Annotated in this window: 12 protein-coding genes; 7 read left to right on the top strand and 5 right to left on the bottom strand. The window is 53.0% G+C overall.

The window, feature by feature from the left end; translation table 11 throughout:
• The first annotated feature begins 34 nt into the window (after positions 1–34).
• The 4 genes from ABLV17_RS10225 (at position 35) to ABLV17_RS10210 (ending at position 4,318) form a co-directional block, all read left to right on the top strand.
• The gene (locus tag ABLV17_RS10225) at positions 35–1,222 is read left to right on the top strand and encodes a hypothetical protein (RefSeq protein ID WP_308957776.1); all 1,188 of its coding nucleotides are present in this window, start codon (positions 35–37) and stop codon (positions 1,220–1,222) included.
• 164 nt (positions 1,223–1,386) lie between these two features.
• Positions 1,387–2,553, top strand: coding sequence for a hypothetical protein (locus tag ABLV17_RS10220; protein WP_308957775.1), 1,167 nt, complete (start codon positions 1,387–1,389; stop codon positions 2,551–2,553).
• Positions 2,554–2,692: 139 nt separating this feature from the next.
• Positions 2,693–3,583, top strand: coding sequence for a DUF2167 domain-containing protein (locus tag ABLV17_RS10215; protein ID WP_271031653.1), 891 nt, complete (start codon positions 2,693–2,695; stop codon positions 3,581–3,583).
• Between the two features lie 15 nt (positions 3,584–3,598).
• A complete protein-coding gene (locus tag ABLV17_RS10210) occupies positions 3,599–4,318 on the top strand; it encodes a hypothetical protein (RefSeq protein ID WP_213794678.1) in 720 nt (239 codons plus the stop codon).
• A 191-nt stretch (positions 4,319–4,509) separates the two neighbouring features.
• Here ABLV17_RS10210 and ABLV17_RS10205 read toward each other — a convergent pair whose 3' ends face one another.
• From ABLV17_RS10205 to tamA, 3 genes are read right to left on the bottom strand one after another with little or no spacing between them, the layout of a single operon-like run.
• Positions 4,510–4,851: a gamma-glutamylcyclotransferase gene (locus tag ABLV17_RS10205; RefSeq protein ID WP_015704194.1), complete on the bottom strand. Its 342-nt coding sequence runs from the start codon at positions 4,849–4,851 to the stop codon at positions 4,510–4,512.
• A 2-nt stretch (positions 4,852–4,853) separates the two neighbouring features.
• Complete coding sequence (tamB, locus tag ABLV17_RS10200) at positions 4,854–8,630, bottom strand: autotransporter assembly complex protein TamB (RefSeq protein WP_308957774.1); 3,777 nt, start codon at positions 8,628–8,630, stop codon at positions 4,854–4,856.
• Positions 8,627–10,360 (bottom strand): autotransporter assembly complex protein TamA, encoded by a 1,734-nt coding sequence (gene tamA, locus ABLV17_RS10195; RefSeq protein WP_087858312.1) that lies wholly within the window; start codon positions 10,358–10,360, stop codon positions 8,627–8,629. Before tamA ends, tamB begins: the two co-directional genes overlap by 4 nt.
• A gap of 202 nt (positions 10,361–10,562) precedes the next feature.
• Here tamA and msrA point away from each other — a divergent pair, with 202 nt between their 5' ends.
• Both msrA and ABLV17_RS10185 read left to right on the top strand, forming a co-directional pair.
• Positions 10,563–11,201 (top strand): peptide-methionine (S)-S-oxide reductase MsrA, encoded by a 639-nt coding sequence (gene msrA / locus ABLV17_RS10190; protein ID WP_015368592.1) that lies wholly within the window; start codon positions 10,563–10,565, stop codon positions 11,199–11,201.
• Positions 11,202–11,381: 180 nt separating this feature from the next.
• Positions 11,382–12,734: a hemolysin family protein gene (locus tag ABLV17_RS10185; RefSeq protein WP_015368593.1), complete on the top strand. Its 1,353-nt coding sequence runs from the start codon at positions 11,382–11,384 to the stop codon at positions 12,732–12,734.
• A gap of 63 nt (positions 12,735–12,797) precedes the next feature.
• Here ABLV17_RS10185 and ABLV17_RS10180 read toward each other — a convergent pair whose 3' ends face one another.
• On the bottom strand, positions 12,798–13,004 hold the full coding sequence (locus ABLV17_RS10180; RefSeq protein ID WP_015368594.1) for a DUF1107 domain-containing protein: 207 nt from the start codon (positions 13,002–13,004) through the stop codon (positions 12,798–12,800).
• 319 nt (positions 13,005–13,323) lie between these two features.
• On the opposite strand from ABLV17_RS10180, the gene ABLV17_RS10175 reads away from it, so the two are divergent.
• Complete coding sequence (locus tag ABLV17_RS10175) at positions 13,324–13,881, top strand: YtfJ family protein (protein ID WP_213317449.1); 558 nt, start codon at positions 13,324–13,326, stop codon at positions 13,879–13,881.
• Here the strand turns inward: ABLV17_RS10175 and cysQ are convergent.
• Positions 13,871–14,614: a 3'(2'),5'-bisphosphate nucleotidase CysQ gene (gene cysQ / locus ABLV17_RS10170; RefSeq protein WP_308957773.1), complete on the bottom strand. Its 744-nt coding sequence runs from the start codon at positions 14,612–14,614 to the stop codon at positions 13,871–13,873. The two genes, ABLV17_RS10175 and cysQ, sit on opposite strands and share 11 nt — an antisense overlap.
• Positions 14,615–14,618: the final 4 nt, after the last annotated feature.

Below are 14,618 nucleotides of genomic sequence, written 5' to 3'. Positions count from 1 at the left end.
CGGATTGCCGCATTATCCTCGTGGAGGGATCCCCGTGAAAAGCACTCGCTATTTCACCCTGAACTATACCGGTTTCACGACCGCGGCCTCTGAAGGGCAAGCCTATCTGCGCCTCATTGCAGGCGAGCATATCTTTTATACCAATAAACGCCATTTTAGCGATCCCACGCTTTTTGACCGCCTGCAGCTTAACCGCCCCCTGCACATCGGCGCCCGCCGCTTGCCCAACGGTTGCTACTGGATCCACTGGTTGAGCGACGGCAAAACACTACTTGAACCAGACCACTTAGCAAAGCCATGGGCCCGGCCGCTGCTGTTGGTTAGCCTACTGGTCCTCATCGCAACGCTCATCCCCGTCTTTTACATCGATTCAGAATGGGGGAAGATGGGGTTCGGCATTATCGCGGTACTGGCGTTAATCGCGCTGCTATCTGGCCTCTGCGAGCTTCTGTTCCGCCCGGCGTTAAAACTCCTCCCCGATATGCGCGATCTGTTGGCGAAGATGACGTTGGCGCGCCGCGGCGACTTCTCATTTTGTCAGTCGATACAGGCAACGCCGCCGGTCGATCGTCAGGCAGCGCTGGCTTTTACAGAAACGCTTCCGCAACGCTATGCCGTCCGGACGGGGAAAATTAGCAATATCATTTTTAAGAAGTGGTTCGCAGGGAATCCTAGGCGGGAATACCACGGGGTTGGATTGCAATGCGACATAGCTCCGCTGGCTTTCTTCTGGCAGATCGGTTTCGCCAATTTCGGCCTGCATCCCATTTTTTACCGCCGTCAACCGCCCTTTCTCGCTATCGGCGATCGGATAGTCGCCATCTACCAACGGGAGGATAACGACATCCAGGCGTTATACAACGTCAGCGACGGGGGCGCTTTTCTGAAAAATCATTGGTGGTATCCCGGTAACCGGCAAATGTCGCTACTCTATAACCTGCTTTATGGCATGGCGCTGGCGCTGTACCTGCTTGTACTTGGCATGGAATTATATAATCCCTACAAGTCTGGCAGGAGCTTGTGGTGGTTGTTTCGCGATTCACTGCACATGTTGTCTATATCACTACTTTGTTTCGGCGGAACACTGGCAATAATGGAGCTTATCGGCCCAACCGCCCGCTGTTTGTCACAAAGCGTACGCGACTGGCTGGCGCTGCGAACGACCGTAAGAGGTTACCTCAGGCGAGTCGCCGCCAACACCACATTAGAGGAAATAGGATAATGTTCAGCACCCCGACAAGGCGGTTGTTGTTTCTCGCGCTCACCACGCTGGCGGCCCTTCTGTTGATTGGTAAGAGCCATTTTTATCTGTGGTAATGGCTTTGCCTGAGTCTTCGGCATGGGCTATAGGGAAAAACGCCGCTATTTCATTAAGGAAGGAACCTTGTGAAACAGACTCATTATTTCACCCTGAATTTTACCGGCTTCACCACTGCCGCCTCGGAAGACCAGGGCTATTTACGCCTTATCGAAGATGGGCGCGTCTTTTATACCGATAAACGCTACTTTAAGGACTCCTCGCTTTTTGACAGCCTGCAGGTCGGCCAGCCGCTACATATCGGCACCCGCCGCCTGCAGGATGGTAGCTATTGGATCCACTGGTTAAGCGATGGTAGTGCGTTACTCGAACCCAGCCTACAGCCGCTGAAAGGGGCATGGCTTTTCGGCGTACTGGCGCTCTGCGTTGCTGTCGGTATGATCGCTAACGGGTTATTTTTTGGGCTTTTCATGTTCGCGCTGCTGGTTATGTTATTTTTGCGGATTCACCCTACCGGTTTCGCCTGGATCGCTCATAACTTTTCCCTTACGCAAGCTGACCTGATTAGCAAAATGAATCAAGCCAGACAAGGTGACTTTTCATTTTTCCAGATATTAAATTCAGCACATTCAATAGACGAGAGAAATAAACTCCCGCTGGATAAAAATCTATCGCTACCAGAACATATCGCCCTTGAGGAAGGCGTAATAATGAATAGTTACTTTCGAATATGGGAGTATAGATCTTCGAGAAAATATGCAACAGCAGAAGGCGTATGTTTCCAGCTAGCCACCTCTGCATTGTATTTTCCTGCACAACTGACCTGGCTAACCAACCCCTTCGCGACACATCCGAATATATATCGTCATCACCCACCATTTCTTGCCGATGGCGACTGGGTAATTACCGCACGACAACATGGACATAATGGTCTCCAGGCGTTATACAATGTCAGCGATGGCAGCGCTTATCTGAAAAGCAGTCAATTTAGCCTCGGCAATCCGCAGATGGCGTTTATTTATAAATGTGCTTACGGCTTCGTACTGTTGATTGTATTATTCTCACTATCAATACATTTGCACGATCTGCTAAGCGCTCCTGTAAATTGGAAGTTCATTACCAGCCTGATGATAATGGCGATGCCTATCAATCTTCTTTTAATTATCATCGAACTTATCGGCTTAGTTAGCCGTCGGCTATCGCGCCGGGTAAAAGGTAGAATAAAAGTGCATCAAATAATATTGGCTTACGCCAGGCGTAATGGTTCCAGGATAACGCCACGGGAACTGATGTAGCGCTAAGAAAGATAAAATGCAGGCTGTTATTTTGGCAATCGAAAACTGACACTTTTATCTAAATACGTCATATTCTTACTGTATTACTTACATGAATATGGCAACAGCATCATTACTTTTAATGTAAAAGTAAACAATCATGAATAAAATAATATATGCACTACCGATAATTTTCACTTTAACGATATTCTCATCCCTCGCAGAGAGTAAATATCCACCAACGCCTGATGAGCTCGAAAAGATCCGCATGTTCGATGCTAATTTAGGCAACTACGGAGTCAGAACGATTATTTCCGGACCGGCAGCAATTAAATTAAACGACATTGCCAAATTAAATATATCGAAAAACTATATTTACATTGAAGATAAAGAAAACTACGGTACGCCATTAAGTAATTCCCCAGAAGAAAACTGTTCCAGGTACATATTGCTACGTAATCCCAACAGAAGGGTGTTATGCATAAAAATATTTAACGTCGGATACTTAAGGCTCTCTAACAATCTATCCAACTTGCAAAAAAAAGCGAAGGAACTACAGGATAACATTCTGCCAGAATATATCAGAAACATTCCTGAAGACGTTAGTTTCAGCTGGCTAGAATTACCACAATACAATAAACACGATCATACGTTATCCTGGACGTATCGCTATAGATTTACAAACAAAAATCATATCACCCCTGTAAATCACACAGAACAAGAAAGCAGCGTAATAATATTTGGAAAGCAACATATAATCTGGTTAACAAACTATGATTTTCATAAAAAAGATGAATTTTTATCGCATCTGAACGATTGGGGGAAGAAAATTGTCTTTGCCGAAGGTTATCAGTACCAGCAAGGCAACGTTCCTGCTTGCCACGGACTAGCACCGGGTGATAGTGCGCTGGAAGGGATTGCATACGACTATTCTGCTAATCCACAGCGCTGTTTTCCCTATCCAATTGAGACTTTAATCACTGGCCTACCAGAACAGACCCGTGGCAATCTTAATATTTATAATTTCATGAAGAAAATCTGGATGTCATAAGTAGAGATACTATAGATGAATAAAATAAGCATCTTTTTCGGTTTAACTTGCGCACTGCTTCTTACTGCCTGCGGCAGTACAAAAAAAGACGCTGGCTATCCGGTTAAAAAATTGAGCGGGCCGCAGTGGCGCTGGGAAATTCAAAAGCGTTTTGATGCCGCAAATCCTAATGCCAATCAAGCGGTCTGTATAATTACCGATAGAAGACTGCGCACCAAGTTTAGCGGCGAGATTCGGCCTAGTGCAGGAACGCCATGGTTTATTAAACACGATCTTGTAGAAGAAATAAAACAGGTAAACGAATTTGGAATTACTTTCTTTTATTATCGACTGACTGATAAAGGTGCAGCCAGCAGTCCAAACTGGCCTTATAGCTGGAGAACCGGTCTATGCTTCGGCAACATACAGGTGGAAAATGTAAATACTATCACTCCTACTATGGACCAACGCACCACCAAGGTCGAATTCATTTATCATATCAATAATGTACCTGAATGGGGTCAGGAATTAATGTTACAGCTTTTCCCCAACGCAATAGATGGAAAAATAACCGGATGCGCTAATTTTGATATGGTGGATAAAACACAGCTACGCAGTCAGTCCGGAATCAGTAATTACTATATTGAGGAAAACGAACTCTTCAACTCTGATATAACGAATAAAACACTTTTACACTGTCAGTCCGGCATTGAAAATCACTATAGCGAGAAAGAAGAACTCTTTAATGGATTTTGAGGGAGTCCACTTATGCTGCTTAAGAATATATTTCGCGAATCATTTATCTTCACCTTATTTGGCTGCAAGGTTCGGCATAATCCGGGAAGGATTTTTAGGTTACCCGCAAACATCGTGGCCAGAAAATAAATAATAACGCCCCGAGCGCAAGATAAAACAACGCCACCCTAAGGTGGCGTTGTCGTTTTCAATTACTGGTCTCTGTCCAACCAGTTTCCGCTCTCAATCTGCGCAAACCCCTCGACGGAGCGCTGGTAGACATACATCCACGCGCTGCCGTAAGGCGTTTGGATCAGATGGCGCGCGTATTCACCGCCCTTGGTGCGCAGCGCATCCAGCTCGGCCAGCGTCGATGCGTCGATACGATACACTTCACCATGTACTGTGCCCTCGCCCGGCACCGCGCCTGGATAGTGGCCCAGGCTGTACAGCTGATAATCGTCGACACTATGAGCGCCCAGCAACTGGGCGTTGGTCATCCAGTGGCTGTTGCCTTGTTTGCGTCGTAAACTGCCGTAAACAAATATTCGCATTGCTAAAACTCAAACTGATAGAGCAAATCGAGAGCCTGGTCTACGCCAGACACCGCTTCCATATATAGCTTAGGCATCAGGCGATAACGCAGGGTAAGCGTCGCCAAAGAGTCGAAGATGCCGACGCCGTATTTTACCTGAAGACCCGGCAGCACATAGCCGCTGACCACCACCTGGGAGGAGTCGCCTACCCCCTGGGTATCCAGCGCCAAATTGCTTACGCCAAACGTCTCGCCGATTTTACCCACAACCTGACCACTTTGTGCAACCCCCATTCCAATAAGCATTGAGGTCATCGCCGCACTATCGCTCTGTTCGCTGCCTAAACCCTGACCGCGTAACAGATAAGAAAGCGCTTCCTGCTGCGACATTGCCGGGTCGGAGAAGATCTCGGCCTTCGGCTGATCGGCAGAACCGGTGACGCGAACGCCGGCGATCACGTCGTCTTCGGTGGCTTCCGGGTTACGAATCGCTTCGATATTGAGCAGCGGCTGATCCGGCGGCCCGGAGAACAGCAGCTCGCCTTTACGCACGATCAGATCCTGACCATAAGCGTGGAAACGACCTTCCGGAATATTGATCTGGCCATTGAGCCCCAGCCCCTGCTTATCCTGCGCCACTTTCAGATCGCCGGTCAGACGCGCTTTCAGGCCGAAAGCGTCCAGACGCACGTTGTTGCCGACGTGAATCGTCAGGTTGCTGTTGATCGGAATACCGGCGCTCTGCGGCTTAATCGGCTTCAGATCTTTATCCAGCATCACCTCATCGGAAGAGACGCCCACCGCGCTCTCCGGCACCTCGTTCACCACAATACGCGCCCAAGGTACGTCAACGCGGCCATCGAGGTTAAACAGGCTTGGCGTGGCGGTAAACACCACGTCCGGAGAAACATCCAGGCGGACCATCGGCGGCACGGTAATGCGCACCCGGCTGCCCTTCGCCGCAATCTGCGCGCGCCAGTTGTCGATTTGCGTCCAGTCGGCGTTGCCGCTCAGCGCAATCTGCCCCTGTTTGGTATTCACCGTCCCCTGCAGGGTCGAACGCGTTCCATTGAAGTTCATCGCCAGCTGGCTCGGCTGCATATCAAACGGCATAAAGTTGCCGTCGATATCAACGCCGCTCAACTGCATCTGACCAAACAGCTGCGGGCTCTGTAAGTTGCCGCCCAGACGCAGACGGGCATTAAGCTTGCCTTCTGCTTTCTCGCCGCGAGCGAAGATCGGGTTAATCATCGCCAGCGAGAAGTTGCTAATGTTGACGTTGCCGCCCAGGTTACGCCGCCCCTGCGGGTCGGTCACCTCCACCTGGCCATCAAGCTGGCCGTTGTTGGTCAGGCGTATCAGCCAGCCCAACTGCGCCCGGTTGTTATGCAGGTCGGCGCTGAGGTTAAGCGTATCAAAAGCCACCGGCAGCGGTGCGTCGTTGACCGTCTGGGTGACTTTGACGTTGCGCCCGCTGAGGGTGACTTTGCCCTGCGGCAGCCCCTCTTTGGTGGTATCCCAGCTCACATCGGCGTTACCGCTAAACACGCCGCTTGCCTGGGTCGCCTCCGGCATAAACGGCTTCAGCATCGCCAGATCGAAACGGTTGAGATTGACCACCGCGCGCCCGCTGGCGCCGGCATCGATGGTCTGCGGTACGCACAGCTCGGCATTCGGGTTGCTCCAGCAGTGCGGCCCGATGCTGATTTTCTGTTCCTGATTACGGTAATCCAGCGCAATGTTGCGCGTCAGCGCCACCGGCCCGACCGGCGTCTGGAAACGGGTATTGCTCAGGGTGCCCTTCCAGCGCTCCTCTTTACGATCGAAACTGCCCGCCAGCGTCAGCTGGCCCGACACAGGATCGCCCTGTACGCGCAGCTGTAAATCATGCTGCTTCTCAGTCCCTTTGGCATTCAGCTGCACCAGGCTGATGTTAACCCCAGGCTGGCTGATGCGATCGACGCGTACGTCAAGATTACCGCCAATCTGGTCGCTGGATTTGACGTCACCTTTGACGTTGACCTGGGCTACCGTCAGTTCCTGCCAGCGTAAAGCGCGGGCGGTGATATCCGCCAGCAGCTGCGGCGCGTCGATGGTGCCGCGTACCTTCAGCAGACCTTTCGCCGTACCGCCAAGCCCCGGCAACGCATTGTCGAGATGCGGCGCATCGATGGTGGCGTCGAGATTAAGGTCTTTCACCCCCAGCTCGCCTTTCACATCGGCGCTGTTTGGGCCAAGCGCCAGATGCAGTCCCGGCACTTTCCACTGCATATAGCTGTTACCCTGCAGCGAACCGTGAACATCGACTTTATTCTGTTTCACGTTGCCGGTAATTTTCAGCTCGGGAACCGCCATCTGCCAGCTGCTGCCGTACAGGCTGCCCTGGGTTTTGATAATCCCGTTCAGCTTCGACGGCCAGTCCGGCACCTCTTTGGCGGTATTAATGCCATCGAGGGTCAATTCGCCGCGCCAGCTGATCGCCTGCTGCCAGTCGAGCAACGCTTTCAGTTCGGTTTTCCCCTCCAGCGCCGCCACGGTCAGCTTATCGAGATTTACCTGCTGTTCGTTACCTTTAGCATTAAGGGTAATTTTAGCCGGCGGCAGCGACTGTCCTTTCACCGCGGTACTAAACGCCATGGTGTAGTCGGTCATTTTGCCGCTGAATTTCAGATGCAGATCATCCGCCTGGAACTGTTTCTCGCCGGTAAACGGCCAGTACAGCTGCTTACTCTTCACTTCCATATTCAGCGGCAGACCGGCTTCCGCCAGCTGCGCTTCGGCGCGCAGGGTCATGGCCACCGAGCCGGCTAAATCAACGCCGACCTGCAGTTTTTTACGCAGCTCGCCGCCTACTTTCAGCTTCACCTTCTCGCCTTTCAGCGGGTCGATGTTCAGCGTGCTGTCGAGAGTAATATCGACCGGCCAGTTATCCTGCAGTTGCGCGGTGCCGGAAGCGGTAACCTTGCCCTGGTCGGAATCGACGTCCAGCGCATCAAGTTTCATCTGCCCGTCGATGCTGCTGACCTTCAGCAGCAGGTTGTAGACGGTCATATCGGTATCGCCGGTCAGGCGCAGCTGTTCGCCGCGGAACTCCTGAATATTAAGATTCAGCGGCAGATGCACATCGACCATTTCCGGCAGCACCGGCTGCGAGAACAGATCTTTCATCGTCTCGCCGAGAGGCTTCTCTTCCGGTTTCGGATGGTCAATTTTCGGCTCCACAACCTGCTCCTGCGCCACTTTCGCCACCTTCGGCAGGGCGATGAGTAACCCCTGCAGCGAGGTCGGCGTCAGGGTCAGGTTTTTCTCCTGCCAGTTCAGGCCGGTGGAGAAATCGCGCAGCGAAACGGCGGTGTCGTCGATTTTGACATTGACGTTATGCAGCGCCACGCGGCTGAGGGTAATGGGATAGGGCGTCGAGAGGTTCAGCGGGCCGGAATCTTCTTCCTCTACCGGCGTCGAAGGCGGCATCTTTTTGGTATCGATAGCGACGTAGATATCGCGCAGCGAGATATCGTTAACGCACAGGCTGCTATCCCACAGACAGCGCAGCTTGACGCCGAGATGGAACTGGCCGGCCGTCACCGCCACGCCCGGCTGTTCGAAGCGTACGTTCTGTAAGGTCAGGTCGCGCCAGCCGCCGGTGACCTTGCCAATCTCCAGCCCCGGCACCCAGCGGTCCGCCGCTTTCAGTACCAGATGCAAACCGGTAGTGGTGCCGACTAAAAAGCCGACCACGCCAATCAGCAGCACTAAAAAGAGTAATACGCCGAGGCTTATCTTCTTCCATAAACTCATAATTCAGGCCCCAGACCGATGTAAAACTGTAAACCGTGTTCTTCTTTGTCGCCGATAGGTCTGGCGATATCCAGCTTGATCGGCCCAACCGGCGATTGCCAGCGCACGCCGACGCCCGCGCCGGTTTTAAAATCGCTTTTACGGATATCGCTCACCGCTTCGCCGCTGTCGATAAACGCCGCCCCCCACCATTTCCCGGTGACGTTGTATTGATACTCCAGCGAGCCCGTCGCCAGCTTTGAGGCACCGATTAGCTTGCCGTCGTCATCTTTCGGCGAGATCGATTTGTATTTATAACCACGAATGCTGCGGTCGCCACCGGCGAAGAAACGCAGATCCGGCGGAACTTTGCTGAAGTCATCGGCTTCAATCCAGCCGAGGTTGCCGCGCACCACGAAGCGGTGGCGGTCATAGAGGGTGCGGATCCACACGTCCTGCGCCTGCATGACGATAAAGTTAATGTCCGAGCCCCACATGGTGTTGGAGTAGTCCACCGAATAGCGCTGGGAATCGCCCCAGGTCGGCATCAGGCCGCCACGGGAGCGGGTGCGGTTTACCGAGACGCCGGGATAAAGCAGCATAGTGGTATTGGTGACGTTAGCCTGGGTAAAGTGGTCCAGACTCCAGCGCAGGTTAATCGCGCGCTGCCAGCCGCTCGACATCTCCCAATAGCGCGACAGCGCCAGGGTGGTGGAATCGGCCTTGGTATCGTTAAGGTCGGTACGCTTAAAACCGCCCTGCATCAGGTAATACTGCTCAAGCGGGCTTTTTAATAGCGGGACTTTGTAGCTGAAATCGAGCTGCTGTTCCGGCGCGGAGAGGCTAACGCTGGAGGTCAGGCTGTGGCCGTAGGAGTTCATCCACGGCTTTTTCCACGTTGCTTTCACGCGCGGCCCGACGTCTGTCGAATAGCCGACCCCGGTTTCCACGGTGTTCTCTTTGCGTGGCGAAACGACGCCCTGCAGAGGCAGCACCTTGGTTTTACGTGATTTATCAAACTGCGGCGCGACGACCACCGAGTTAAACCAGCCGGTCGCCGCCAGGCGGCGGTTCAGCTCCGCCAAATCCTGCGAGGTGTAATAATCACCCTGTTTAAAGGGCACCAGGTTTTGCAGGTACTCTTCGCGGATCTGCGAACCGGTAAAGCTTACCGGGCCAAAGCGGTAGCGCTCGCCGCTGTTGTAGTCAATGTCCCAGAAAGCCTGATGGCGATCGAGCGACACGCCGAGCTGGCTTTTATTGAACTCGCTATCGAAATAGCCTTTGCGCAGCGCCACCTTGGTGAGCGAGCTTTTGAAGCCGTCATAATCACTGTGATTGAGCACCGTGCCAATTGCCGGACGCGTTTTCAGCAGATCCAGGTAATCGCGGTCGGTGCGCGCGCCGCCGCGCAGGATCACCTCGGTGCCGCCAATGCGCACCGGCTCGCCGGGAGTCACTTTGGCAATCAGCACCTGACGCCCTTTTTTGGGCGGCGGACGCAGATCGAAATCGATGGTGGGTTCATAGTAACCCAGCGCTTTCAGGCCCTCGCGGATGGCGTCATCGACGCGCGCGCGAAAACGACGGTCCGGCGTGACCTCATCGCTCTGGATCGTGGATAGTTGGGCGCGGACGTTTTTTTCCAGTTCCCCGGATAACCCCTCAACCTGCAAACGCACATTCGCTGCGCTGGCGACCCCGCTGACCAGCAAAAGGCTGGTAACGCATATCTGGCGGATTTGTTGCACGTGTTCTCCTGAATATCCTTGTTTCCCCCCGAAGGAAACGCAAGTGCCGCTCCACGGCTTAACAAAACCCTAACAACTAAGGGTTGAAAAAGTGACGGTAACCCAAATAATTCTTATGTTTAAATTTAGACGTATTGAGCGTGTTTATTGTCTAAAAAGATACGCGACGTTACAACCTTAACCACAAATTGCGAGGCCAACCGTGAGTCTATTTGATAAAACGCATCTTGTCGCCCAGGCGGATGCGCTGCCGGGGCGCAACACGCCGATGCCGGTAGCAACGCTCCACGCCGTTAACGGCCACTCAATGACCAACGTTCCTGAAGGAATGGAGGTAGCGCTGTTCGCGATGGGCTGCTTCTGGGGCGTCGAGCGTCTGTTCTGGCAATTGCCGGGGGTCTACAGCACCGCGGCGGGCTATACCGGCGGCTACACGCCAAATCCAACCTATCGTGAAGTGTGCAGCGGCGATACCGGGCACGCGGAAGCGGTGCGCGTGGTATATGACCCGCAGGTCATCAGCTATGAACAACTGCTGCAGGTTTTCTGGGAGAACCACGATCCAGCGCAAGGGATGCAGCAGGGTAACGACCACGGCACGCAGTACCGTTCGGCTATCTACCCGCTGACGCCGGAGCAGCTTGAAGCGGCGCAGGCCAGCATGCTGCGTTACCAGGCAGCGATGCGCGACGCCAACGATACCCGCGAGATCACCACTGAAATCGCCACGGCGAAACCGTTCTACTATGCTGAGGACGATCATCAGCAGTACCTGCACAAAAATCCGTACGGCTACTGCGGTATCGGCGGGATTGGCGTTTGCCTCCCTCCGCAGGCGTAATCCTGTAGAAGAGGCCGCTGGCGAGAATAATTATCGCTCTGGTGGCTTTACAGACATTTACGCTATACTACGCTGTGTCATAGCCGGTCCAGCGCCTTCGGACCGGTTTTTTATGTATTCCACATTAAAAGAGTTATCCACTTCCCTTCCGAGGATCTGGCCTCAACGGTCAGAAAAGATATGTTAAACAGTATTTTAGTAATACTTTTCCTTATTGCCGTCAGTGCATTTTTTTCGATCTCTGAAATCTCACTGGCCGCATCACGTAAAATCAAACTCAAATTGCTGGCTGATGAAGGCAATGTGAATGCGCAGCGCGTTCTCAAAATGCAGGAAAACCCTGGCACCTTCTTCACCGTCGTGCAGATCGGCCTCAACGCCGTGGCCATTCTGGGTGGTATCGTCGGCGATGCCGCATTTTCACCCGCGTTTCACAGCGTATTGAGCCGCTACATGTCGCCGGAGCTTTCCGAGCAGCTGAGCTTTATTTTCTCTTTCACCCTGGTCACCAGCTTGTTCATCCTGTTTGCTGACCTGACGCCGAAACGCATCGGTATGATTGCGCCAGAAGCCGTGGCTTTGCGCATCATCAACCCGATGCGCTTCTGTTTACTGGTCTTCCGCCCGCTGGTGTGGCTGTTTAACGGCATGGCGAACAACATCTTCCGCCTGTTTAAAATCCCGATGGTGCGTAAAGACGACATCACCTCCGATGATATCTACGCGGTGGTGGAAGCCGGCGCGCTGGCCGGGGTGCTGCGTAAACAGGAACACGAATTAATTGAAAACGTCTTTGAGCTGGAATCCCGTACCGTCCCCTCTTCGATGACGCCGCGCGAAAACGTGATTTGGTTCGATTTACACGAAGACGAGCAGAGCCTGAAGAATAAAGTGGCGGAACATCCGCACTCCAAGTTCCTGGTATGTAACGAGGATATCGATCACATCATCGGCTACGTCGATTCAAAAGACCTGCTGAACCGCGTGCTGGCAAATCAGAGCCTGGTGTTAACCGGCGGCGTGCAGATCCGCAATACGCTGATCGTGCCGGATACCCTGACGCTCTCTGAAGCGCTGGAAAGCTTTAAAACCGCCGGCGAAGACTTCGCGGTGATCATGAACGAATACGCGCTGGTGGTGGGGATTATCACTCTCAACGACGTCATGACCACCCTGATGGGCGACCTGGTCGGCCAGGGGCTGGAAGAGCAAATCGTCGCCCGCGATGAGAACTCATGGTTAATTGACGGCGGGACGCCGATCGACGACGTAATGCGCGTGCTGGATATCGATGAATTCCCGCAGTCCGATAATTACGAGACCATCGGCGGCTTTATGATGTTCATGCTGCGTAAGATCCCGAAACGCACCGATGCGGTGAAGTTCTCTGGCTACAAGTTTGAAGTGGTGGATATCGATAACTACCGTATCGACCAACTACTGGTTACCCGTATCGACAACAAACCAACGGTGCTGGTACCGAAACTGCCTGATATCGAAGAAGCGGCGAAGAAAGAAAAAGGCGCGGCGTAAGCGGCCCTGAAAACATCAACGGCTCCCATCGGGAGCCGTTTTTTTTCGTGCCGTCATACCACGTTATGCGGTCTCAGTTTGCAGACGCATAACCTGACGATTGACTTCGGACATCACTGAGAAATGCAGCTTGTCCTTAACCTTCGGGATAAGGATTTTGCCCTTATCAAATTCAAAAGCGCCAACGTCCTTGATGTACAACCGTCCACGAAACAGGATCTTCACGTACTTCGCCACTTGCAGCGGATTGTAGCGTTGGAAAATTTTCATTGTTGTCTCCTGCCAGGGTTACGCTCCTGCGGTGCCACAGTTAGCCCGCGTATCGGGAGCGCAAATTTTAATGCCCTAAAACTATAGTCCAGATTTCCGAAGTCACCCAGTCTGTAGAAGTTTTTTTACCCTTTGATGACAATAATTCAGAATTTTCGTTTCAGGCATACGTAGTTGTTAGTATAAGTTTCCGTTTTTTATTGAATGTGTGCGTTGGCACGCAAACTGGCATCACGCTTGCGGGTAATGGCGACAATTCGCACTTATCATTAAACAAGACCAAGTGGTCGGATCACCTGCATATAAAAAAGGATATCTCATGACCCTACGTAAGTTGCTGGCGGTTTCCGCCCTCCTGTTTCCGTTAATGGCTTCGGCGCATAATTTTGTCGATGGTCAGCGCGTCGCGCCGGTAGGCATCGCCGATCGCGGAGAACTGATACTGAATAACGATAAGTTTAGCTACAAAAACTGGAATAGCTCGCAGCTGGCGGGAAAAGTGCGCGTCATCCAGCATATTGCCGGGCGCACCTCGGCAAAAGAGAAAAATGCCAATCTGATTGAGGCGATTAAGGCGGCTGGCCTGCCGCACGACCGCTACCAGACCACCACCATCGTCAATACCGACGACGCGATCCCCGGCTCCGGGATGTTCGTGCGCAGCAGCATCGAGAGCAACAAGCAGCTCTATCCGTGGTCGCAGTTTATCGTCGACAGCAACGGTCTCGCGCGCAAAGCCTGGCAGCTCGATGAAGGAAGTTCGGCGATTGTGGTGTTAGATAAAAACGGCCGTGTTCAGTGGGCAAAAGACGGCGCGCTGACCCAGCAAGAGGTGCAGCAGGTCGTCGACCTGCTGCATAAGCTGCTTAATAAATAGAGACCCGGAAGCCGGGGTTGAGGAAGGATTCACGCGGCGTGTAGTCAAGAGTTTTGCCTTGCCAGTCGTGAACATGCGCCCCGGCGGCTACCGCGACCGCATGACCGGCAGCGGTGTCCCAGGTGCTGGTCGGCCCGAAGCGCGGATAGAGCTGCGCCTGGCCTTCCGCCACCAGGCAGAATTTCAGCGACGAACCGATTGAGGTGGTCTGGTGCTCGCCCAGTTGCTCCAGATACTCCTGCAGCTCCGGGTCATTACCATGAGAGCGGCTAATCACCACCAGCGGCGGGCGAGCATCGCGAACCTGAATCTGCTTGCGCACGCCACACTCTTCTTTCCACGCCTTGCCATTTTGCGCGCTGTACATCACTTTCATCACCGGTGCGTACACCACGCCCAGCGTCGGTTTACCGTTTTCAATCAGCGCGATATTAACGGTGAATTCGCCATTGCGCTTGATAAATTCTTTGGTGCCGTCCAGCGGGTCGACCAGCCAGTAGCGCTGCCAGTGCTGCCGCACTTCCCACGCCGGCGGATCTTCTTCCGACAGGATGGGGATTGTGGCATCCAGCGCCTGCAGGCCGCTGACAATGACTTTATGCGCGGCGATATCCGCCGCGGTAACGGGAGAATCATCCTTTTTGCTGCTCACATCCATCGGCTGGTTCCCATCGTAGACATCCATGATGGCATCGCCCGCGATCCGTGCAAGCTGACATACTTGTTCTAACATTCTC

Origin of the sequence: Klebsiella sp. CN_Kp091 (assembly GCF_040065095.1) — a bacterium.
In the GTDB taxonomy this organism is placed as follows: Bacteria; Pseudomonadota; Gammaproteobacteria; order Enterobacterales; family Enterobacteriaceae; genus Klebsiella; species Klebsiella aerogenes.
Note: the sequence above shows the minus strand (reverse complement) of the source record. Positions and strands in the feature narration are given on the sequence as shown.

Bases quoted from the DNA above. Each gene is read 5' to 3' on its own strand.
- ABLV17_RS10215 (WP_271031653.1), top strand. From the start codon at position 2,693: ATGAATAAAATAATATATGCACTACCGATAATTTTCACTTTAACGATA.
- ABLV17_RS10210 (WP_213794678.1), top strand. From the start codon at position 3,599: ATGAATAAAATAAGCATCTTTTTCGGTTTAACTTGCGCACTGCTTCTT.
- ABLV17_RS10205 (WP_015704194.1), bottom strand. From the start codon at position 4,851: ATGCGAATATTTGTTTACGGCAGTTTACGACGCAAACAAGGCAACAGC.
- tamB (WP_308957774.1), bottom strand. From the start codon at position 8,630: ATGAGTTTATGGAAGAAGATAAGCCTCGGCGTATTACTCTTTTTAGTG.
- ABLV17_RS10185 (WP_015368593.1), top strand. From the start codon at position 11,382: ATGTTAAACAGTATTTTAGTAATACTTTTCCTTATTGCCGTCAGTGCA.
- ABLV17_RS10180 (WP_015368594.1), bottom strand. From the start codon at position 13,004: ATGAAAATTTTCCAACGCTACAATCCGCTGCAAGTGGCGAAGTACGTG.
- ABLV17_RS10175 (WP_213317449.1), top strand. From the start codon at position 13,324: ATGACCCTACGTAAGTTGCTGGCGGTTTCCGCCCTCCTGTTTCCGTTA.
- cysQ (WP_308957773.1), bottom strand. From the start codon at position 14,614: ATGTTAGAACAAGTATGTCAGCTTGCACGGATCGCGGGCGATGCCATC.